Origin of the sequence: Methylobacterium sp. 88A (assembly GCF_000376345.1) — a bacterium.
Classification (GTDB): domain Bacteria; phylum Pseudomonadota; class Alphaproteobacteria; order Rhizobiales; family Beijerinckiaceae; genus Methylobacterium; species Methylobacterium bullatum.
Genome location: NZ_AQVT01000001.1, coordinates 74,280 through 95,247, shown reverse-complemented (window position 1 = coordinate 95,247; position 20,968 = coordinate 74,280). Strand labels below are relative to the sequence as shown.

At 59.0% G+C, this 20,968-nt stretch carries 22 protein-coding genes, 2 tRNA genes and 2 pseudogenes; 11 read left to right on the top strand and 15 right to left on the bottom strand.

Features of this window, described 5'->3' with window-relative positions; translation table 11 throughout:
* Positions 1-27 precede the first annotated feature (27 nt).
* Positions 28-300 carry a hypothetical protein gene (locus tag A3OM_RS23300; protein WP_018041761.1) on the top strand — a complete coding sequence of 91 codons (273 nt, stop codon included), beginning with the start codon at positions 28-30 and terminating at the stop codon, positions 298-300.
* 29 nt (positions 301-329) lie between these two features.
* Entirely contained in the window at positions 330-527 is a 198-nt protein-coding gene (locus tag A3OM_RS0100460; protein WP_018041760.1) for a hypothetical protein, read from the top strand.
* A gap of 15 nt (positions 528-542) precedes the next feature.
* Here A3OM_RS0100460 and A3OM_RS0100455 read toward each other — a convergent pair whose 3' ends face one another.
* Positions 543-1,085: a hypothetical protein gene (locus A3OM_RS0100455; RefSeq protein ID WP_081612600.1), complete on the bottom strand. Its 543-nt coding sequence runs from the start codon at positions 1,083-1,085 to the stop codon at positions 543-545.
* 467 nt (positions 1,086-1,552) lie between these two features.
* Positions 1,553-1,627 (bottom strand) — tRNA-Gly (locus A3OM_RS0100450).
* 287 nt (positions 1,628-1,914) lie between these two features.
* Between A3OM_RS0100450 and A3OM_RS0100445 the strand changes: the two genes are divergently transcribed.
* The 4 genes from A3OM_RS0100445 to A3OM_RS25655 all read left to right on the top strand — a co-directional run bounded on the left by A3OM_RS0100445 (position 1,915) and on the right by A3OM_RS25655 (position 4,689).
* Positions 1,915-2,562 (top strand): Maf-like protein, encoded by a 648-nt coding sequence (locus A3OM_RS0100445; protein WP_026175579.1) that lies wholly within the window; start codon positions 1,915-1,917, stop codon positions 2,560-2,562.
* Entirely contained in the window at positions 2,559-2,753 is a 195-nt protein-coding gene (gene yacG, locus A3OM_RS0100440) for a DNA gyrase inhibitor YacG (protein WP_018041757.1), read from the top strand. The genes A3OM_RS0100445 and yacG overlap by 4 nt, the downstream gene beginning before the upstream one ends.
* A 100-nt stretch (positions 2,754-2,853) precedes the next feature.
* Positions 2,854-2,929, top strand: a tRNA-Phe gene (locus A3OM_RS0100435).
* A gap of 92 nt (positions 2,930-3,021) precedes the next feature.
* Positions 3,022-4,689, top strand: coding sequence for a hypothetical protein (locus A3OM_RS25655; RefSeq protein WP_157196417.1), 1,668 nt, complete (start codon positions 3,022-3,024; stop codon positions 4,687-4,689).
* A gap of 213 nt (positions 4,690-4,902) precedes the next feature.
* Here the strand turns inward: A3OM_RS25655 and A3OM_RS24930 are convergent.
* Positions 4,903-5,896, bottom strand: a pseudogene (locus A3OM_RS24930) (IS481 family transposase).
* 366 nt (positions 5,897-6,262) lie between these two features.
* On the opposite strand from A3OM_RS24930, the gene A3OM_RS24925 reads away from it, so the two are divergent.
* From A3OM_RS24925 to A3OM_RS0100415, 4 genes are all read left to right on the top strand, one after another.
* Positions 6,263-7,930 (top strand): RNA-directed DNA polymerase, encoded by a 1,668-nt coding sequence (locus tag A3OM_RS24925; protein WP_081612599.1) that lies wholly within the window; start codon positions 6,263-6,265, stop codon positions 7,928-7,930.
* Positions 7,923-8,432 (top strand): hypothetical protein, encoded by a 510-nt coding sequence (locus A3OM_RS25650; RefSeq protein ID WP_157196416.1) that lies wholly within the window; start codon positions 7,923-7,925, stop codon positions 8,430-8,432. The genes A3OM_RS24925 and A3OM_RS25650 overlap by 8 nt, the downstream gene beginning before the upstream one ends.
* Positions 8,433-8,639: 207 nt before the next feature.
* A complete protein-coding gene (locus tag A3OM_RS24920; protein ID WP_081612598.1) occupies positions 8,640-9,521 on the top strand; it encodes a DNA polymerase in 882 nt (293 codons plus the stop codon).
* A gap of 275 nt (positions 9,522-9,796) precedes the next feature.
* Positions 9,797-10,342: a recombinase family protein gene (locus A3OM_RS0100415; RefSeq protein ID WP_018041754.1), complete on the top strand. Its 546-nt coding sequence runs from the start codon at positions 9,797-9,799 to the stop codon at positions 10,340-10,342.
* Between the two features lie 281 nt (positions 10,343-10,623).
* Here A3OM_RS0100415 and A3OM_RS0100410 read toward each other — a convergent pair whose 3' ends face one another.
* From A3OM_RS0100410 to A3OM_RS0100365, 10 genes and pseudogenes are all read right to left on the bottom strand, one after another.
* The gene (locus A3OM_RS0100410; protein WP_026175578.1) at positions 10,624-12,312 is read right to left on the bottom strand and encodes a CHASE3 domain-containing protein; all 1,689 of its coding nucleotides are present in this window, start codon (positions 12,310-12,312) and stop codon (positions 10,624-10,626) included.
* 662 nt (positions 12,313-12,974) lie between these two features.
* Entirely contained in the window at positions 12,975-13,166 is a 192-nt protein-coding gene (locus A3OM_RS26010; protein ID WP_018041751.1) for a transposase, read from the bottom strand.
* A 17-nt stretch (positions 13,167-13,183) separates the two neighbouring features.
* A pseudogene (locus A3OM_RS26005) lies at positions 13,184-13,540 on the bottom strand (transposase); the annotation flags it as partial.
* Positions 13,541-13,865: 325 nt separating this feature from the next.
* Positions 13,866-14,396 (bottom strand): MucR family transcriptional regulator, encoded by a 531-nt coding sequence (locus A3OM_RS0100395; RefSeq protein WP_026175577.1) that lies wholly within the window; start codon positions 14,394-14,396, stop codon positions 13,866-13,868.
* A 391-nt stretch (positions 14,397-14,787) separates the two neighbouring features.
* Complete coding sequence (locus A3OM_RS0100390; protein ID WP_026175576.1) at positions 14,788-15,714, bottom strand: molybdopterin-dependent oxidoreductase; 927 nt, start codon at positions 15,712-15,714, stop codon at positions 14,788-14,790.
* Complete coding sequence (locus A3OM_RS0100385; RefSeq protein ID WP_051074349.1) at positions 15,711-16,529, bottom strand: cytochrome b/b6 domain-containing protein; 819 nt, start codon at positions 16,527-16,529, stop codon at positions 15,711-15,713. The genes A3OM_RS0100390 and A3OM_RS0100385 overlap by 4 nt, the downstream gene beginning before the upstream one ends.
* 139 nt (positions 16,530-16,668) lie before the next feature.
* The gene (locus A3OM_RS0100380; protein WP_018041746.1) at positions 16,669-16,902 is read right to left on the bottom strand and encodes a hypothetical protein; all 234 of its coding nucleotides are present in this window, start codon (positions 16,900-16,902) and stop codon (positions 16,669-16,671) included.
* Between the two features lie 450 nt (positions 16,903-17,352).
* Positions 17,353-17,784: a superinfection immunity protein gene (locus A3OM_RS23290; RefSeq protein WP_018041745.1), complete on the bottom strand. Its 432-nt coding sequence runs from the start codon at positions 17,782-17,784 to the stop codon at positions 17,353-17,355.
* Positions 17,781-18,281, bottom strand: a complete 501-nt coding sequence (locus A3OM_RS24685) for a DUF805 domain-containing protein (protein WP_018041744.1) — start codon at positions 18,279-18,281, stop codon at positions 17,781-17,783. The genes A3OM_RS23290 and A3OM_RS24685 overlap by 4 nt, the downstream gene beginning before the upstream one ends.
* A gap of 233 nt (positions 18,282-18,514) precedes the next feature.
* Positions 18,515-18,874, bottom strand: coding sequence for a hypothetical protein (locus A3OM_RS0100365; protein WP_018041743.1), 360 nt, complete (start codon positions 18,872-18,874; stop codon positions 18,515-18,517).
* A gap of 105 nt (positions 18,875-18,979) precedes the next feature.
* Here A3OM_RS0100365 and A3OM_RS24915 point away from each other — a divergent pair, with 105 nt between their 5' ends.
* Positions 18,980-19,273, top strand: coding sequence for a helix-turn-helix transcriptional regulator (locus A3OM_RS24915; RefSeq protein ID WP_043764283.1), 294 nt, complete (start codon positions 18,980-18,982; stop codon positions 19,271-19,273).
* Between the two features lie 11 nt (positions 19,274-19,284).
* Here the strand turns inward: A3OM_RS24915 and A3OM_RS0100360 are convergent, their stop codons facing one another.
* Together A3OM_RS0100360 and A3OM_RS0100355 are read right to left on the bottom strand one after the other, a co-directional pair.
* Positions 19,285-19,668, bottom strand: coding sequence for a DUF3768 domain-containing protein (locus tag A3OM_RS0100360; RefSeq protein ID WP_018041742.1), 384 nt, complete (start codon positions 19,666-19,668; stop codon positions 19,285-19,287).
* An 11-nt stretch (positions 19,669-19,679) separates the two neighbouring features.
* Positions 19,680-20,309 carry a hypothetical protein gene (locus tag A3OM_RS0100355; RefSeq protein ID WP_018041741.1) on the bottom strand — a complete coding sequence of 210 codons (630 nt, stop codon included), beginning with the start codon at positions 20,307-20,309 and terminating at the stop codon, positions 19,680-19,682.
* Positions 20,310-20,968: the final 659 nt, after the last annotated feature.

The window sequence follows — 20,968 nt, the reverse complement described above, 5'->3', positions numbered from 1 at the left end:
GCTCCACCAACCAAAGGCTCCTCGTTCATGAGCGCGATCCTCACGACCTGGTCGATCAACCTCAAGATCGGCATCCTGATAGCCGTCGGCGTCAGCGGGGGGATCGGCGCGCTCATCGGCTATCGCATCGGCCGGGATTTTGAGAGCTTCATGGCAGCGGATCGGTCTCCGACCCAGCGAGCGCTTCGCCTCGTCAACCGGGTCGCAATCGAACATGGCCTCTCGCAGGGCGAATTGTTGAAAGCGATGCTGGAAAAGTACGATTCCTCATGCGGCTCGACCTGTGTCGACAAGAAATGATCTGCAGAAGTCTGTAGCGGTGTGGGCTTGTGGCCCTGGCCAAGGCCATGATCGCGATGTTCCATGCGTCCTTCGACGGCGGCATGCCCTTGATCGCGCTCCGGGGATCCGACGTCATCACCGCCGACATCCAGGCCGGTGTGGAGCGCTGGTTCCTGCAATGGGGGGCAAGCACCAGGACGGCCGCGCCGCCATGCACCTGGCGATGGATCTCCTCCACAAGGTGAAGGCGGAGGCCTTCCCTAGGCCGCTCGCCTGAACCCGGACACGATCCACCGGCCGGCGAACCAGATCGCCAGGTGCAGGAGCGGCGGCACCAGGGCGAGCCGTAGGAGACCCGCCTGCCCGCCGAGGGCATCCAGCCGCCGCGGCCAGCGCCGGCCCCGGAAGTTCCTGGCAACCAGATCCTGCTCCGCCTTGTCGAAGGCCGTGTTCGCGTAGAGAAGAGTGTCGTCGGGAAAGTCGACGAAGAGCATGGGACCCGACTTCACCGACGCATCGAATCCGTCCTGGTATCGGTACTCGATCCGGTCGAACCGCGGCGGATGCTTACCCTCGGATGGCTTCCGGAAGACCTCCAAGAACGGCTTGGACATGTTCTCCGTCTCGAAAGGATTGGAGACGCCTTCCTGCATCTCGACGGTGAACTGGTAACGCCCCCGCACCGTGTCCGACACGTTCGCCCAGGTCATCCAGGCAACGAGCGCGATCCAGACGGCCGTCGCCACGAGCCAGAACAGGCCCCGCGTCACGTTCACACCCTGCAAGCCCCCCCGGTTTGCCATCGCGGGCGAACGTGGCAGGCAGCTCTCGATTTCCGGACGTGCCGTCTCGACCCCTTGCACCGCTCATGCGGCAGGCCGCAATCGATGTCCGTCGTATACCCGACCGCGGCGATCCGGCGGCCCGGCGGTAGCGGTGACGGCTGGCCGCCAATTGCCCGCTCGACGCTGTGCAGCGCCGCCATCGGATCGGGCCAGCCGGCCGCCCGGGCAGCGCGCCGTCGACAGAGAAGGGTGTCGTCCTTACCGGAAGGCTGCCAGCTGGGGCCTGAAAGCGAAAGGGCCGCTCCGGCCGGCCAACATGTAAAACGATTCAAGATGTCCGATCCGGGAATCGTTTGACACGTCGGGGGCGTTTTCCTGCCTCGCCAGGCGTCTAATGCGGCCTTGGGCTGGTATCAAGCTGGATCAAGGGGTTCGGACGATACCAGCCTGAGAGCCCAAGCGCCTGTCTACGCTGGGAAAAGGAATGGAGCGGGCGATCGGGATCGAACCGACGACATTCAGCTTGGGAAGCTGACGTTCTACCACTGAACTACGCCCGCGTGCCGACAGACGGAAACGGTCTCGACAGTCGAGTTCCGGCCCTTCAGCGGGGCGGACCATATCAGAGCGGCCCACTTTGTCCACGGTCTCGTCGCGGCGTGCCGCGCGGGTTCACGTTCCCAAGGGGCGGGCTTTCCGATAGCGTATGGCCGGTCCGGCCCATTGATCCGGCCCATCGCGCGACCGGGTCGGCTCGCCCCTTCGGCACGGCGCCCATCCCCAGCATGCGGATTGTCAAAAAGCACCGATGGATATCTCCTCCGCGCAGGGCGGCACGCACGCCACGATGAACGACGCCTCCGGCGGGTCGCCCCGCCTCGGCCCTCGTCTCGTTCTCGCCTCGGCCTCGCCGCGCCGGCTGGCGCTGCTGCAGCAGGCGGGCCTCGAACCCGACGCCCTGCTGCCCGCCGATATCGACGAAACCCCCAACAGGTCCGAAGCACCGCGCGAACTCGCCCGGCGCCTCGCCCGGACCAAGCTCGACGTGGCGGGGGACGCCGCCCGACGTCGCGACGACATGCGCGACAGCTACATCGTCTCGGCCGATACGGTGGTGGCCGTGGGCCGGCGCGTCCTGCCGAAGGCGGAACTGGCCGACGAGGCCACGGATTGCCTGCGCCTGCTCTCCGGGCGCCAGCATCGCGTCTATACGGCCGTGTGCGTGCTCTCCCCCAAGGGCAACCGCCGCGAGCGCGTGGTGGAGACGCGGGTGCGGTTCAAGCGCCTCTCCGGCCGCGACATCGAAGGCTACATCGCCTCGGACGAGTGGCGGGGCAAGGCCGGCGGGTACGCCATCCAGGGCCTTGCCGGTTCCTTCGTGGTCAAGCTCGTCGGCTCGTATAGCGCCGTGGTCGGCCTGCCGCTCTACGAGACGATCAGCCTCCTCGACGGCGAGGGCTTTCCCGTGCGGCAGGCCTGGGGGGCGATGGCATGAGCGGGACCGTTCCCCCCAGGCGCAAGCCGGAGCCATGCCCGGTCTGCGCCAAGCCCGCGCAGGCGGGGTTCCAGCCCTTCTGCTCGACCCGCTGTGCCGATATCGACCTCGGCCGCTGGCTCACCGACCGCTATGCGATCCCCACCGACGATGACGAAACCGAGGACGAGGCCCCGCCGCACTCATCCTGAATCGATCCGATTGCAGGATGCATGAGAAGGAGGCTGGACAGGGCCACACGACCTCACTATACCCCCGCTCCAGTCGACGGCGCCAAGCGCTTCGGCGGAGGCCCAGGTAGCTCAGTTGGTAGAGCATGCGACTGAAAATCGCAGTGTCGGCGGTTCGACTCCGTCCCTGGGCACCATTCGCTTCTAAGTCGTTGAAGCACTGATATCATAGGCAAAATCGGGGCTGACCGGTATACATGACCGGGGTACTAGCTCGATGGGCCTTCGTATGACGACTGCGACAACACGCCGCGACTCAAAATGCCATCAAATACAGAAGCGTGTGCCGGCTGAGGTCGTCGCACGGGCGGGTGGTCGGTCTTATCCCATCACATTGCCAGCATATGGCTCAGCACCGGAATGCCTCGTCGAGATTACGATTCGGCCAGTCATCAAACTCTCTTTGCGTGTACGCGACCCGGCCGCCGCAAAGGCGCGGATTGGTGCGGTCACCTCTCAACTTGAGCGCATCTTCGCTAGCTTGCGCGCCGGCTTGACCGAACTCAGCCATCGGGAGGCGGTTGCGTTGTCGGGAGAAATCTATCGTCTCGTGGTCGAACGCTTCGAGATGGACCCGGGTAACCCTGGAGACTGGGAAGCCTGGAAAGGTTTCCATTGGGCAGCGATGGAAGGCCGTATACCAAATCCACCGTCGATCACGTGGCAGGAAATCATGGACGAGCGCAACGCAGCGCACGGTGTCTTTGGCGTATCACAGGGACCAGTTCTGCTCGACGTAATCGAGAGCTTGCCGCTAGGGGACAGCGATCACAGCCTCGAAGTCCGCTTTGGGCTACTTGCTTCCTGGGTTCTTGCGCGGCACGCCCTGGAGGTAACGCCAAGCAGCCGCCTTAAACTGCTACAGCAGGTGGCGGAAGCGTCACTTGATGCCGGCTGGGCGATGAAGCGGGCGTCGCTGGGAGACTATACTCCTGATCAGAAAGCGAACCGCTTTCCGCCCGTTTCCGCTCATAACCCGGTGCCGGGGGTCAAGCTCACCACTCTGTTCGAGCACTGGCAGAGGGAAACCAAACCCGCACCAGCGACACTCGGGACATGGAAGCCTGTCGTCTCGTCCTTTCGTGAGCACATAGAGGACCAAGTTGTTGCCCGGCTTACCGTTAAAGATATAACGAGTTGGAAAGATAAGTTGATTGCACAAGGCCGCTCTGCGCGCAACATAAACGAAACTTATCTCGCCTGCATCCACGCCCTACTGTCCCACGGCAAGAGAAACGGCTTCGTAAAGGATAACGTGGCGACAGGCATTGGTGTCAAGGTTAAACGCGTTGCTGGTACGGGCAGGCTTCCTTACGAAGATGCGGAAGTTGCTGCACTGCTTGCTATCGCACAGACCCAAACTCATGCAGCAAGGCGTTGGATACCCCTTCTGGCAACTTGCTCGGGGGCACGTGCTGGCGAGCTAGCACAGCTCTGGGCGGAACGGGTGCGTGAGATCGATGGGGTGCTTGCGATGGAACTTCGCCCGGCCGAAGATGGCGGCACATTCAAGAATGCTGGCTCAGAGCGCATCGTGCCGTTGCACCCTCGTCTAGTCGAAGCAGGTTTCCTCGATTTCGTGAAGGCGAAAGGACAAGGTCCCCTCTTCTACGGCCGCGTCACTAAGCGTGGTGAGCTTCATGCTTCAAAAGGCACTGTGAATCACCTCGCGGGATGGATACGGAAGCAGCCAGGCTTCAACAACCTACGCAAAGCCCCGAACCACGCCCTACGCCACTGGTGGAAGACCACAGCGTCGCGGGTAGGGATCTCTGACAGCCGTGCCGATCACCTTCAAGGACACGTAGGTCAGGGAGAGGCGGCAGGATATCGGCACTTTCGAGACCTCAAGTCCCTGGCCGAAGATATAGCGCGCATTCCGATTCCGGGATTCTGAACAGCCTCCAACGCTACCTTCTTTGCTGCCGACACGCATTTTGGGGATGCACACATTCTGCGTCACCGAGGAGCGGCGTATGGATCACTCGATGATCACGACGCGCATCTCATCAGGCGGATCGCCTTTATCAACGCCAACGACAATGTCTGGCATCTCGGCGATTCTGCCGTTGGTGCGAGCCGGGTGCGCTGCGCGGAGATCTTTGAGGCCCTAGATGTTTGGTCCCGGCATGTGGTGTGACGGATCGAGCCTGAAGCGTTCGGGCTCTTTCGTCCAGGTCTGGCAGATAAATTCGTAGGGCGTGAGGCCTCGCAGGTTCTTCAGCCGGCGACCGGAGTTGTAGGCCTCCACGAACAGTTGCAGGTGGCGGCGCTGCTCGTCGTGGTCGGTGTAATGATAGCGTTTGACCGTCGCGTCCTTGATCGTGCGGTTCATTCGCTCGACCTGCCCGTTGGTCCAAGGGTGACGCGGCTTGGTCAGACGATGGTCGATATCGTTGCGGGCGCAGGCGGACTCGAAGCTGTGAGCTCGGAATGTCTCGCCGGCTGCAATCGCCTCCTTGATGACGGAGGCGGCCGAGGCGACGTTGCCGGGCGTGGTGAAGTGGGCGCCGTTGTCGGTGAGCACCGTGTGCATCCGGTAGGGCACGGCCTCAGTCAGATGGCGGAGGAAGTCCCCTGCGACCCGCCGAGTCGCCTTTTCAAGCAACTCGACGAAGGCGAATTTGGTCGTGCGGTCGATGGCGACGAGCAGGTAGAGCCGCCCTTCCGCCGTGTGGACCTCAGCCAGATCGATGTGGAAGTAACCGAGCGGGTAGGACTTGAAGCGCGACCGCTTGGGTTTGGTCGCCGTCGAACTCCGGCAATCGGCTGATGCCGTGGCGCTGCAGGCAGCGATGAAGCGACGAGCGGGTCAGATGTGGGATCGTGGACTGGAGCGCGTAGAGGCAGCCGTAGAGCGGCAGGAGCGTGTGACGGCGAAAGGTGACGACGACCGCCTCGTCCTCGGATGACAGCACCGTCGAACGCGGATCCTTCGGCCCCGTGCGCTGGTCGGCGACCGAGGTCCGCTGCCGCCACTTGGCAACCGTCTTTGGATTGATCCCGTAGCGTTTCGACAGCGCCCTCAGGCTCGCTTGACTTTGCTGGTTCGCTCGACGGATCGCCTCAGTCGTCGTAGCGCTGCCGTGAAGAACCTGGCCCATAGCGCGTCCCTCCACTCCGACGTGAAGTGTGCACCATCAAACCCTGGGATCAACCATCCTAAGGGAAGATCGCCTGTACCTTGATGGGCGCACTGCTACGCATAGGGGCATAATTGGCTCAAGCGACGACACGCCCCAATCGCAGTCATCACCTTTGCCGCGTCGAGCCGAGCGGACGAACGCGCGCACGGAGATGCGGTAGCGCACCGATGAGGGCGGGTATAAAGGCAATTCAAAACCGTCTCCCCCGAGGCGCAGTCTACAACGTATACGAAGGATACTCGCTGAAGGAGGCTTGCAAGAGCCCCGTTGTACACTGCCGCGGGAACGTGCAGAATCCTTTCGGGGACAACGGACACGAGTAGCATGCCGGTAGAGATTGGAAGCCTATCATTAGACGAAGCAACAATTGCTAAGCAACTTCGGAATGATTTCAAGGACGATTGGTTTCCAGATCCAATCGGCTTCGAAGATTACTTCGAGAGTGGGAATCTTTCTGAAATAATAAGAAGCAATTTTGATCAGCATCATGGCCAGTATGAGCCTTCGCAGGCGCTTTTGCTCAATGTGCCAAAGTCAAACTTCACGCTTAGATACGCGCTCGAAACAAGCGTGACTGACCGCGCAATATACCACGCTCTAGCTGCAGAGCTTCTGCCGCTTTTCGACGAGTGCATTAGCTGGCGCGTTTTTAGCCATCGGCGGGATAGTAAGCTAGTCACTGAAGGGCATCGTAGCGATAATAGATATACATTTCGAAATGGCGTTGCTGCTTGGAGCGACTTCCTTGGGTGCGTGGACGCGCAACTAGAACCTAAAAAATTTCTACTATCAACCGATTTGGCAAATTATTTTGAGAATATTACGATCACAAAACTAAAAGAAAGCTTTGTCAACCTGGTGCCTAAATTGAAATGTGACGCGGCGAAAAAGGCAACTGTGCGCGGGCAAATCGATCAGCTATTTCAATATTTAGATAAATGGAGTTATGCGCCTAATAAAGGACTGCCTCAGAATAGAGATGCATCGTCTTTTATTGCTAATATCTATATGATGTCAGTCGATAATGAAATGATAGCCGCTGGCTATGAATACTTTCGATATATGGACGACATCAAAATAGTTTGTGCGAATGAGAGTCAAGCTAGAAGAGCCTTAAAAGCATTGGTACTCGCGCTAAGACCACTAAGCCAATCGGTAAACTCGGGAAAAACTCACATCGTCTCTGCGAGTAATCCCGAGGAAATCAAAAGTTGTCTTGGCAGCGGTTCTCCAGAGATGAAGCGAATTAACTCGGCATGGCAAACAAAGTCGCTCAAACCCATAGTCCGGTCGTTCATCCCATTAAAAGATCTCACGTTGAAAACACTTAAGCAGTGTCGCTACGATAGCAGGGAGTTCCGTTTTTGCATAGGTAGACTTGAGACCTTAGCTAGGTGCATTGAATTCAACGTTCCTAAGGAGTTTTTTGAAGAAATTACGGATCTAGTTATTGAAGGTTTATCCAAATCTCCAGTTTCCACTGATCAAATTTGCCGCTACCTGCGCGCTGTAGAGTTAAACCATCCGCAAATACAGGAGCTTGTACAACACATTGTTGATGATGATAAGACAATTTATAATTGGAAGAACTACCGAGTTTGGGTGCTGTTTGCTCAAAAATCAGTAATGGATGATCGTCTACTGGGAACCGCGAGGGAGTATGTAGCTGTAAGAGCTGATGATCCAAGTCGAGCCGGAGCTACTATATATCTCGGAAAAATGGGGACTCTTGAAGACCGACAGCTCATTGCAGAGAAATTCGGTGACCTTAAATCGTATCTAGGCCAACGGTGCGGCATCATTGGAGCGCATGAAATCCATTTTTCGGCGAAGAAGACGGGTGGCGCAAGCATTAAGACCCATGTCGGCCCCCATTTGCGTGCTGATTTGAAGGGCGTTTACAAAACTTTGAACCGTTCCGGTAGGTACGTTTCTGAATTAGAGCCGATGCTGATTACACGGTATGTCGATACGGAGCGCGACTATGACTGAATATAGTTATCTAATTTACTTTACTGATCCCTATGGAGTCGGCAAGTCCCAATATGTAGTGGCGAATGAAGTTGGTCTTACTAATGTACCTAAAAATACATTGAAAGATTATGATCGATTGATCACATTTGATGTGCACACACTAGTTGACGATCTAAGAATCAATAAAGGTAGTCTGCCGGCGGAACTGATCGACATCAGTGATGCCCTTAGACTTAACGCTGCGGTCTCGCGTTCGGACGGGGGCGAAAAGGTATGGGGGTTCTGGCGCAATATCAAACCTCATTTTAAAAACCAAGCCTCTTGGAAAATCTTAAGTGGCGTTTATTCCGTGCTGGACCCCATACCCGAATCTTCTGACTTACCCGCACTTCTTAGCGAATTTGTTGTTGCTCTTGGTTTGTTGTGGAATGACACAAAAGATAAGCTCGAGTTGAACGGTGAACTGGCTAGATTTCTAGATGTGGAGGTTCCGGTTGCTCAGATATTTTACTACCGGTAATTTGTAGGGATACCGATAGATCGGAATAAGGTCGGTCAATTTACGGCTTTAGCATCGAAAGAAAGGTATAAATATTATCAAGATGTTTCATCGACTCTGGGAATAAGCGCAACAGGGCTCTCTTATTGGAATGTAGGGTCTCGCTTAGAGCTGACTGATTTCACTTTGCCAAGTGCTGAAATCACAGGTTACGCACTACGTGACCAAATGAAGCTTGCTACAAACCATTCTCATTTTGCGACCCAATTTACCCGGTACCTCGACGCATCCCGCGATATGGACATTTTGGCTCGTCTTTCTGGCGAGAGCGACAGAGTCTTTCCTACTTTTCACCCAATCGGTACCGTTAGCTCGCGGATTCTTATTGCCGATCCATATATCCAGGAGTTGAGGCGCAAATACAGAGAGGTAATTTGCTCCGAAAATGACATGGAGCTTGCATATTTTGATTACTCACAGTTCGAGCCCGGTATTATGGCGGCGCTTGCGGGCGATGCTGATTTAATGTCGCTTTATAACCAGGGCGACGTATATAAAGCGCTTAGCATTGCAGTCTATGGTGTTCCGGAGCACCGTCAAATTTGCAAGAGAGTTTTTCTCGCTTATAGCTATGGAATGTCCTTAAAAGGCATCGCTGTACTATTGTGCGGTAAGAATGCAAGTGATGCTGATCGAGAATTCATGGAAAATAAAATTAGGCAATTTTTCGAAAGATACAAATCTCTAGTGTTATTCAAGTCTGGTTTGGAGGATGTGCTGCTGCGGGATGGCAGCGTTAAAACTCTTGAAGGCAATCGACGGCAGCGATTGCAGGGCGGTAAGTTATCTTCGAAAGAGCGTCGCTGGGCAGTAAGTCAAGTCGTACAGGGAACAGCTTCGCTCATATTCAAGCACGCATTGATAAATATCATGAGAAAATTTGGCAAGAATGCACTGCTGATCCCGGTTCACGATGCAATACTTATGCAATTACCTACTGAAGAAATTTATGCGCACCGAGCGGCCGTTGTGGAGATAATGCAAAAAAGCTTTTCTCGTTTTTGTCCAGGTGTAAGTGTCCGAGTAACGTCCGGGTCGTTCCATGAGTAAGTAGTGTATGTTCAACAAGTGTTACCCTGAAGAATTGCTCTTCTCATGTATTGATGTTTAATTTACAATAGAGGAAAAGTGCACGTTTCTGCGCGAAATGATTTTACCACAGGGTGAAACGCTAATCCTACAACATGTCGGAAATCATGTTAAGTCACACTACGGTATACCCTGACGTGACGTAACATGGGCAGCGCCGGTCATCGTAACATCTGGGTTGACACCGGCTATTTGTGACAAGGTAGGCTCGGGCCTAAAGCTTGAGGTTACAAACTATGGCCCGAATCGGTTACGCCCGCGTCAGCACCCTTGACCAAGATCTTGATGGCCAGGTCGCCCGGCTCAAGGCCGAAGGCTGCGGGGTGATCCGCTCGGAGAAGGTCTCCGGTGGCAGCCGTGACGGGCGGGCTGAACTGGCGACGGTGCTTGAGTTCCTACGGCCGGGCGACGAACTGATGGTCACGCGCCTCGACCGCCTTGGCCGCGATACCCGAGACGTCCTGAACCTCATTCACGAGGCCGAGCAGCAAGGTGCGCATGTCACCGTACTCGACCCCCACGTTTCAACGCGGGGCGAAATGGGCCACGTTGTTTTGACGGTGCTCGGTATGGTCGCGCAGATGGAACGACGTTTTATCAAGGAACGTCAGCGCGAGGGCATTGAGCGGGCGAAGGGTAGCGGCGTGTATGCCGGCGGCAAGCGCCGCCTCGACCACGACCGGATTATCTCGTTGTCGAAGGCTGGCAATGGGGCCGCGGCGATTGCTGCGGCCTTGGGCTGCTCCCGCATGCAGGTGTACCGCGTAATCCGCGAGGGATGACGGGCCGGATGTATCAGGCCATCGCTATGTCCCTCATGGATGGATTTTTGCCGATCTGCTTCCGGGTCGCAATGCATGAAAGCGGGCGTTATCGCCGTACCCGCTCACGACCCGTCTCGGACCCTCGGAAGGTCTGCTAAGAGGTAGGTTGGCGGAGGATGGCCCCACGTGTGGGCTGGGTAGAAATGAGACGGTCCGCTTCCACACTCATGTGAGGGCAGAAGCGGACGTCCAAGTAGCGCTCGTGCCTTACCGCGCCTGCCCGAAGCGACGATGCGTGGTTAGGCGGCGCGGACAGTGTGGAGGAAGCGACCTACCTCGGCGGAGAGTTGCTCAGACTGGCGCGACAGCTCCGATGCGGCCGACAGCACTTGGCTGGCCGCTGCTCCCGTCTCTTCCGACGCCCGCGCCACCCCAGACATGTTGCTAGTTACCTCGGTCGTCCCCGTGGATGCCTGGGCGACGTTACGCACGATTTCCTGGGTTGCGGCACCCTGCTGCTCAACCGCGGCGGCAATCGAGGTCGCGACCCCGTTGATCTCGCGAATGCGCGCCGTCATCGATCCGATGGCGGACACCGCCTGCCCGGTGACGCCCTGGATCTGGCCGATCTGGGTACCGATCTCCTCGGTGGCCCGTGCCGTCTGCGAGGCAAGTTCCTTCACTTCGGTGGCGACCACCGCAAAGCCGCGCCCCGCTTCGCCCGCACGGGCTGCCTCGATGGTGGCGTTGAGGGCCAGGAGGTTAGTCTGGCTTGCGATGTTCGAGATCAGCCCGACCATGTCGCCGATCCGGGCCGAGGCCTGGCTGAGGGCCTGGACCAATTGCAAGGTCTGATCTGCCTCGCCGACGGCCGTCTGGGCGAGGTCGGACGAGCCCGAGACCTGCCGCCCGATCTCCTGAACGGATGATCCGAGCTCCTCCGCGGCGGCAGCCACCGTACTCACGTTCGTGGAAGCCTCTTCCGCCGCTGCGGCGACCGTGATCGACTGCGCGGCGGTTTCGGCGGCATTCGAACTCATCTGTTGGGCGGTCGCCTGCAACTCGGTGGCGGAAGACGAGACCATTCCGACGATCCCGCCGACTGCCGCCTCGAACCCGTCGGCCAGTTCGATCATGGTCCGTTTGCGTTCCTCAGCGGCCGCTGCATCGGCAACACGCTTGATCTCTGCCTGTTCGGCCGCCTTTGCCGAGACCATGGCCTTGATGCCTTCGACTGCCTTGCCGACCGCCCCGATCTCGTCCCCGCGTCGCGCTTCCGCGATGGATGTGTCGATCTCGCCTTGCGCCATCCGCTCAAGCACCGCCACCAGGCGACGGATCGGTAGAACGATCAAGCTAAAGACGAGGCCTGTGAGGAAAACGGCAATGATGACACTGGCGATGCTTCCGATGATATTGGTCAGGTAAGCCGTTGAGAAAGAGGTTTTCTGTTCGACCCCTCGCACATGGAGCAGATCGTGCTCAACCTTTGCCATTTCGCCAACGACAGCCCGAATAGCATCCATCGATGCCTTGCCGGCACCACTTCCCTCAAGCGCTCGCGCCTGTTCTAATTTGCTCGACTCAACTAGGCCGATTTCTTTGCTCGCAATGTCAGTTGACCATGATGTGGTAACACGTTGAAGTGCCGTAAGGCGATCTTGCTGGGCCAAGTTGTCAGCAGTCAGATTTTTGACTTGATTGAATTTTTCCTGGAATTGAATCTGACCTGACTTGTAGGGTGCGAGAAAGTGAGAGTCTCCTGAAACGAGATATCCACGCACGCCGGTCTCTTGATTGACCATGGCCATGTTGATGCCATCAAGGGCCTGTAAGACTTTGTATGTGTGCTCAGTCTGGCCGATGCTCGCTTCAATTGAGGACAAGCGCGTGTAGCCAAGCAAGCTGACGCCTATAGTCACTGCAGATAAGGAAACGAAAGCAACCGCAAGCTTGGTAGTTATTTTAATATCAGAAAGAGCACGCATCTCGGGAGCCTCAAACAGATCCACAAGGGCGCGATCTGGTGGGCCGTTCATAAATCTTATAGGTTAATCTCAAGTTTCGCTCAGAGAGCACTATAGAAATCGGAGGGGTTTTCACAAACTTTTGAGCACACGAGCCCCATGGCCGCTGCTGTAAACCTAGCAATGGCCTGTGACTTATCGTTGTATTCCAACCCTGTCTCGCTTCAAAGTTCGGCAGCTGGCAGCCAGATCTGAGCACTGGGTAACGATGAGCAGGCATATGAAACGACAACTCAAAACCGCTAGCATCTACATCCAAATAAGCCGAACCTGGCGGTTGGTATCCGATCACGCATTTTACGAATGGCCACAGTCGGAACGTCCGCTTTAGGGCGAAGCGTCAGGGGCCGCTCACCACCCCGAGCCGAAGTTGCCGAACGGCCAACGAATGGCCGCTTATGGGAGGCGGTCATGGCAATCTGGGCGGCTGGGTTGGGTCGAGACCCGTCCGTCTGCCCAACGGCAGGGTTGGGTAATTTTCTGCCAGTCCGCTTCCGGACGGCATATGCAGCGAAGCGGACATAGTCGCAGGGACCGCTCACGACCGAGGCCGTGTGAGAACGCCGACCGCTCAGGCTTGAGTCGTCCGTGGGGAGCCGCGGGGCAGGTCGAACTGGCGAGCCTCAGGCCCGGATCGCCTCCATCAGCGGACCGACCCTGAAGATCTGGATCATCCGCTTCATGTTGTAGGCCAGAACCTGCAGGCTCATCTCTGTTCTGACCTTGGCCAAGGTCCGGGTCAGGAAGTGGGTCGCTCCCATCCAGGCCTTCAGCGTGCCGAACGGATGCTCGACGGTCTGGCGACGGATCTTCATCGCGTCCGGCAGGCGGCCTGGATGGCCGGGCCGTTGTCCTTACGGAAGTCGGCCAGCGTCTTGAAGTCGGGCATCAGCCCGCCGGTGAGCCAGATCAGCTCGATGTTGCGCTGGCTCTCGCGTTCGAGCCGGCGGCTCGACGGCACGCGGTTGAGGTAGCCGTAGAGATAGATCTTGAGCAGCGTTGCCGGATGGTAGGCCGGACGACCCGTGGCCTCCGGCACCGCGCCCGAGAAGCCCAGCGCGCTCAGATCGAGTTCATCGACGAACACTTCGACGAGGCGAACCGGGTTGTCGGCAGTGATGTAGTCGTCTAGGCAGTCGGGAAGGAGCGTGATCTGCTGACGATCCTCGCCTGCGATGAAGCGCTTCATCCCGACCTCCTCAGATCGGAATTGCTCTACCAGATCAGCACGTTTTCACACAGTCTGGACCCTTCTCGGACGTTCTGTACGGGCGCTAAGCACCTGGCTTCATCCGCCTGTCCCTATCCGGGCCGGGTTGGATCGGCTGAGTTGTCCGTCTGCTAACCAGCCAACCGGCATCCTCCCATCGAGCCAAGTTGCGTATCGGCTCACTGTGAGATGGACGACCCACCCCGCCGGCCCCGTGAGCAGATCGGGGCGGCGGGGCTGTGCCCGCCTCCCTATCGGCGCTGGTTGGGCTCAGGACGGCCTAGGCGCCTTCCATGCATGCCTATCAAGCTGCGGCAGTCTTCCGAGGCCGACCCGCTCGCTTGGGTTTCTCAGGGGTCGGGACGGCCTCTTCCACTGCTGCCTTCGCTGGGACATCATTTGCCTCCGGAGCCGTCTTCTGGCGTATCTGTCCAAGGCCCAGGGATCGGGCAAGCGCCGAGCGCTGCGCTGAGTAGCTGGGTGCGGTCATCGGGTAGTCAGCGGGCAGACCGTACTTCGCGCGGTAGGTCTCCGGGCTCAGACCACGAAGCGTCAGATGCCGCTTCAAGGTCTTATAGGACTTGCCGTCTTCGAAGCTGATCAGCGCGTCCGGTGTAATGGACTTCCTAATCTGAGCCGGCGTCGGCTTCTCGATCTTGTCCGGCGCCGATGCGCTCTCTCCTCCGGCTGTGAGGCCGCTAATCGCGGCATGCACGTTGCTCAGCAAGTCGGCCAATGCAGTGACCGGGACAGAGTTATTGGAAACGTAGGCGGCGACGATGTCGGCCGCGAGTTCGATGTAGTTTGCCTTAAAATCTTGGGTGCTGTCAGTCATAGCGTTTTCTCTGAGGACCATGGACGCCTCATAGAGTAAGATTGGTACGAAACACAACATTTCTAACGAACAGAACCCACGTAGCTTGTTGGATAGCAGCGCCCTGAAGCGATCCACTCCGGTCAGAGCTGCCGAAATCGGCAAGGCATGACGCCTCAGCAAGGCCGGCATCATCGCGACCAACTTCGCACCCATTGCCGAACCTCGGAAGGTCCGCTCCCAGGCTGTTAAGCCAGACGCCGACGTCCGGGGTGGGTGGGGTTCTGCCCGTCCGCTTCTGGACGGAGAATGGGGCTAACGGCCATTCTGATCGGCCAAGTTTTCATTGTCCGCCGCCGCCCGTAAAATGTTGATCGAGTTCACCTTTCGAAGCCGACTGCACGCGAGCGGCTCAGATGCCCGCATACCAAGCGTAGCCCTGGTCCTCCCAGTAGCCACCCTTGCCCTCGCCAAAATGGGCGAAGCTCTCGACCACCTCGATGCGCATTACGTACTTGGCCTGCTTGTAGCCGAGGTTGCGTTCGACCCGTAGGCGCAGCGGGGCGCCGTTCGCGATGGGAAGCGCCTTGCCGTTCATGTCGTAGGCGAGGATCGTCTGCGGATGGAACGCGTCCACGAGGTCGATACTCTCGTAGTACCGGACGGGCGTCCCGCCGCTGGCCGCGGTGTCCTCCGGCGCCTGCTGGCCGCCGGAATCCTTCCTACTCTCCCCACCGCCCGACTGCTTGGTCATGGCCGGGTTGGTATTGCCGGCGGGGGGCGCCTCGTCGGTATCCTCACCGTCTCCGCCGCCTTCGAGCGCACTGCCCTGGTCCATGGTGTCCGCGCAATGAAACACCACGTAGCGCGCCTCGGGCTTCAGCTTGGCGCGGGACAGGAGGTCGGCGAGCGGCACGCCGGTCCATTTGCCGATGGCGCTCCAGCCCTCGACGCAATCGTGCCGGGTGACCTGGGTGCGGGCGGGAAGCGTGCGAAGCTCGGCCAGGGACAGCCGGAAGGGTACCTCCACGAGGCCGCCGACCTCAAGGTGGTACTTGGTGAACTTGCCCTTCGCCAGGGCCTTGTAGTCTTTGTCCGGCGGATCCTCGGTGCCGTTCGGCTTGAACCACGGCGAGATGTCGGACTCGGCGTATTCCGGCGCCAGCGTCCGGTCGGTCAGGAGCAGGCGTTGGACGAACAGGTTGGCGTCCTCGCCGGTCTTGAGCGTGCGCTGGAACCAGTCCGCGTTGCCTAGGCGGTCGCACCCGCCGAGCATGGCCGCCGCGGCCGTGGCGGACGCTCCCGTTAGGAGGGCACGTCGGCTCGGAAGGGAGTTCATGACCGGGGCTCCGCGGCGACGGAGACCGGCTCGACCTTGCGCTCGATCACGAACCAGCCGGTGAGCATGCTGCGCATGTTGTTCCAGAACCCGGAGAGCAGGACGAGTGCGACGTGCACGACGACGAACAGGACCAGCAGCGCCGCCACGACGAAGTGGATCGTACGGGCAGACTGGCGCCCGTCGAACAGGGTCAGCAGGAACGGGAAGGCCGCGTTCATCGCCGGCGACATCGCGAGCCCGGCCAGCACCTGAACCGGCAGGAGCACGAACAACACGACGAGGTAGGTGAGCTTCTGGATGACGTTGTAGCGCTTGGCCTCGTCGCCCTGGGGGAAGCGCAGCGTCAGGTGCTCCCACACCGACGCGCCGAAGTGCCGGACTTGGTCGCGCGACGGGATCACCCGGAACCGAAGCTGTCCGCTGACCAACCCGTAGAGGAGGTAGGCGAGCCCGTTCAGAACGAAGGCCCAGGCGAAGAAGAAGTGCCAGCTACGACCGCCGGTGAGGTCCTGGTCGCTCGGCAGGGTTGTCCAGGCCGGGAAGCCACGGTCGGTCGGCTCGCCGTTCGCACCGACCGAGGAGCCGAGCCAGCCGGTGGTGTCGAAGGTCGTTCCGTAGATCGTGGTGACGCCCTTGGGCGGGTCGTCCTCGGTGGAGGACATTGCCATCAGCGGCGTATCGAAGGTCGAGACGTTGCCCCAGTACAGAGCCGGATGGGCGTTGAAGATCTGCAGGCCGCTCATCAGCAGGACCAGCAGGCAGACCGCGTTGACCCAGTGCGTGACGCGGATGACGGCGGGGTGCCGGAACATCCAACGACGGCGCTCTACCTCGCCGGTCTCGGGCGCGGAACGGGTCAGGTAGGTGCTGGCCAAACGGTCTTCCTTGAAGTCATGGCCATCGGGGTGGAGGCCCCATGCCGGGGCCTCCGAAAGCGCATGCCGCTTGGGATCACATCCCGCGGTTCATCATCCGCTTCTTCATCATGCGGCGCTTCATCATGTTCTTCCGCATCATGCGCTTCTTCATCATCATCCGCTCGCCGCGGTCCATGCGGACCTGGGTGACGCCGCTCTCGGACTGCATGCCGTTGACGGACATTGGGGCGGCCGTGGCCGAACCGGCGGCGAGGGCGATGCCGCCGAGAGCGGTCAAGGCGGTCAGCGCAAGAGTGAACTTCTTCATGTAGGATTTCCTGTGGAGGTGAACATCTTATCCAACCCACACTACAACAGCATGATTGTATCGTTGTTCCTTGCAAATAAATAATGACTTTCCTATGCTATGATAATTAAGCAATAGATATTCCGCGCTCAAATCAAGGCTTTTGGCCTGGGCGCGATCCTATCCTCGGCTATTGATACGGAGTCGGTCCCCGAGAAGTTTCAGCCCCCCGGCAGGAAGCCGCCGAGCCGGATCTCGACCTTGGACGAGTGGGCGACTTCGACCAGACACCATCAAGGCCATTCGCATCAGGGCTCACAGCTGCACCGGAGGCAGCCTATCTCCCGCTTGCAGGCGAAGGCCCGCAGACGTGGCGCTGCTGCCGACATCACAGATCGACGAACGACCGCTTTCGGCGGATGACGTAGGGTAGCTTGAACGGCAAGGTCGGGTCGATAGGAGCCATCCGCCCTACATCTTTCGAAGGATCGAGGCTTTGAGCATCCGGTGTTCGATCTCGTCGATGTGGCCGGCTGTGCGGAGATCGGCGAGGCGTTCGAGTTCCCGCACTGCATCGGCCGGCGAAAAAGCGGATCGCGTGAGGCCGCCCCCTTCGAGGTAGGGGGCCGCCACGATGGCGACCCGCTGGGTGTCGTTGACCAACAGGTTCAGCCCCGACTCACCGCCCTGCGAGGCGCCGGGTGTGTCTGGCCGATGCACCGCGTGAAGCGCCCAGACCAGCGCAACGACCCAACCCACGAGCGTCCCACCAAACAACCCGTTGACCGCCAGGATGACCCAGCGGTTGGGGTGGCGCCGATGGAAAGCGATGATCGACGGCAGGCCGTAGACGGCCACAAAGACAATGACACCGATCAGGAACCAGAACGCGTCGTCGTTCACGCCCCGCGCGCCTGTGACAGGGCTTGCGCCTTCATCACCTCGAACTCGGCCTCCGACAGGTTGCCGCCCGCACGAAGCTGTGCCAACCGCTCGATCTCGGCGATTACATCACACTGCGGCAGCGCGACGGGGGGCGCTGTCACAGGGCCTGAGGCGGCAGCGGCAAGTGAAGCAGGCACGACACCGGCCACCGGGGGCGGCCCGAACCGGTTCGTCCCCGGCGTCCCGGCAAAACAGGCAAAGACCAGTGCCACGGGACTAAGCAACAACCACCAGCTCGAATGGTCGGTGTCGTGCATGCGGCGAACGCCAGCGGCGATCTGCGGTATCAAGTGGCCGAGGTGTACCAGGCCAATGAATAGGCCGCCGTCTTTATTGCCTGTGCCAAGCGCTGAATCGATCATCAACGCAATGAGTGCGATGCCGATGTACACGAGGATGAAGCGCCAATAATCGCCCCGGGAAGTTCGTCCTTGGAACACTGCATAGTTGCGCATGGCATTAGTGTACGAATTTATCATTTTTGCTCCTAAAGATTTTCGTGGTTTATAAGATGCGCCGCGAAACTCATGGCTTCTGTCAGCCAGCAACTAAGGGTTTAGTCGGTCATCATTGGGGCATTTTGTATAACTTATGAAAGGCATTCTGCCTAACTGCGTTCAGATACGCTCTAGTAAATCAATCTTTGATGTTTATAAGTTGTGGCCGAGCCGCGAGAGCCCCGCTTTATTCACTCACTTATTGTGACGAGTATATCACCGCGCTCGGTTCGCTCAGCGATGAAGGTCGCCACGACGCTCTCATTTTGCCGTGTCCCGAGGTAATCAACAGTAATGTTCATCGCGGCACGGCAGGTGGCTGACTGAGAGCTTTGCTGAACGACAATGATATCCGCGACCTTAACCTGAACATCAGCAAGCTGCCGTGACTGCGCGTAAAGCTTGTCGAGTGCACGCTGTAGGGCGGTCTGCACAGGCTGGCTCGCGCAGCTTACGATGCCTGAGCAGGCCGAGACGCCAGCGAAGGTGACCGAGACCACAAACGACGCGAAGGCAGCCCTCCGCCAAAACCGTGTCGCACGATCCCCCATGTTTTTCCTCCTTAGCCACAAGCATGAACTGGAAGCCGCCTCTCACTCTTAATTCATATCATATACGTCATGGATTAAGCGAGGGTATCCGCGTGCCAGTGAGCTATGGATGCGCGGGCTCGCTTGGCTTGGAATGTTAGACATCTGCGTTCGGCGCGAGGGCTGTCGCAGGAGACTCTTTCCCTAGATGCAGCGGTGGCTGCACCTTACCTGAGCGGCATTGAGCGCGGGGTGGTGAACCCTACTGTCGATGTGTTGGATCGGTTGGCAACCGCATTGGGTGTCGAGGTTGATACGCTGTTGCGTTCGTATGACGAAGGAAGCGAAGCGCCGCGACCTCTGCGGGCCGGTCGAAAGCCAAAGGGCGGTCGCAGCCAAAGCACGTTGAAGATTGGCTGAGGCCGGCATGGTCAGTACTCGTCGGCGAGCATAACGGTGAGCACACGGGCCGTAACCGAAGGGTCGGCGGCATCGGGTGAGTGGCCCAGCATGGCAAGGTCGTAGGCGTCGATTTTCCAGTAACACCGGTGACCGCCAACCTCGACCACACCGAAGTCGTGTTCGTCATAGGGGTCATTGCCGGGCTCGAACCCCGTGAACCGCCGCACGGCCAGCAGTACGGCGATGCGGTCGGTATCCCGCATATTGACGACACCGGGCGTCTCTAGCACGGCGCCGCCCCTGAAGGTACGGCGAAAGGCATCGTTAAGGGTGCGAATGGCAGCAGGGGTATCGGCCACCGCCGGATCTTTGAGCGTGCCTTCAGGTCGAGCCGTAGGTGAGATCGCGGTCATGGGCATCGAGCCTACGCCTCGGGGCCGAGCGGGCTGAGCAGCGCGAGCGCGTCTCGATGCCGAACGAAGTGCGCTTCGTCAGGCCAGTCACGCCAGCGCAGTTCGAACAGGCTGTCGGCCTTTGTGTAGACGACAACCGATTCGAACCAACCTTCCTGCGGCCCGGTCGAGGCGAGCACCAGGCTGCCGACCGTGACCGCATCCCAACTGACAGGGCGTGCGAAATCACCGGCAGGTGAAGGGGCATCGCTTGAGGGCGGCGAGCTCGCCATGGCCGACACCAGGCGCGGTGGGGCCTCGCCTGGCCCCGCCAAGGTCGTCAGGCGCTCGTACAGGGCCTTCTTCACGAACGGCACGAACCCACGCCCGCTTTGGGCGAAAATCCGGCCTGCGGGCAACTGAGCGCCGACGTCGCGATGCTCGTCGCTTATGATGTGCAGTACCCGTAACCCCATCAACCCGGCTGCTCGCTCGGCGAGTTCGACCTCGGCCTGGGTGAACGTCGAGGCGTGTGGCTTGCCGCCCTCATCAGTGCCAAACAGTATCACGGCAGGCGTGATTGCAGTGTCGGCGGTATCCGGTGCGGCGTCGTCGTTAGTTTCGTTGGCGGCTTCGTTGGTGGCAGTTGTTGGCGTGTTCATCACAGGGCTCCTGAAACGAAGAAGGCGGCCCGAAGGCCGCCTTGCTGAGTTATTGATGGAGAGGGGTCGAGGCCGACGCCTTCGAGCGTTTGGACAATCATTACGTTGTAGGCGGCTCACGATCATCGTCACTGCCCTGCCGTAAAAGCAGCGACCAACACTGGTATATAGGATTTAAGTCCTGTTGTCAAGCGGCCGCCGATGCAGCAGTTTGGCTCAACAGGGAAGGAGAAGATTCGACGCAATAGTCAGACCTTGACAACATCCTCCACATGGCTCGAAGCCATACCTCAGGGAGGACCACTTTTCAGGAGGCAGGTCACGCCTTCTTCACAGAGACGCCGCTAGGATTGAAGGGAAGGACATCCCCGCCGCACCCAACGCAGATGGATTTCGCTAGGCGATCCGTACGGGTGTCGCGGTCCTTATCCTTCTTGGCCTGGCTTGCCGAATTCTCCACTTGTTGCCGTTGCATGGCCACCATCCGCCGATCCCGATCAGCGTCGGACGCACTCGCTGATGGTTGAGATGATGCGGTCCCAGCAGTCAGCCAGAGGCCTCCCACGACCAACGCAAGGAGAGTGGCGCGTTGAAACGTCGTGGTTCCTCTGGGCATTAGATCGTCCTTGTTTGCCTGCCCGTACGCCTTGATCAGAGAT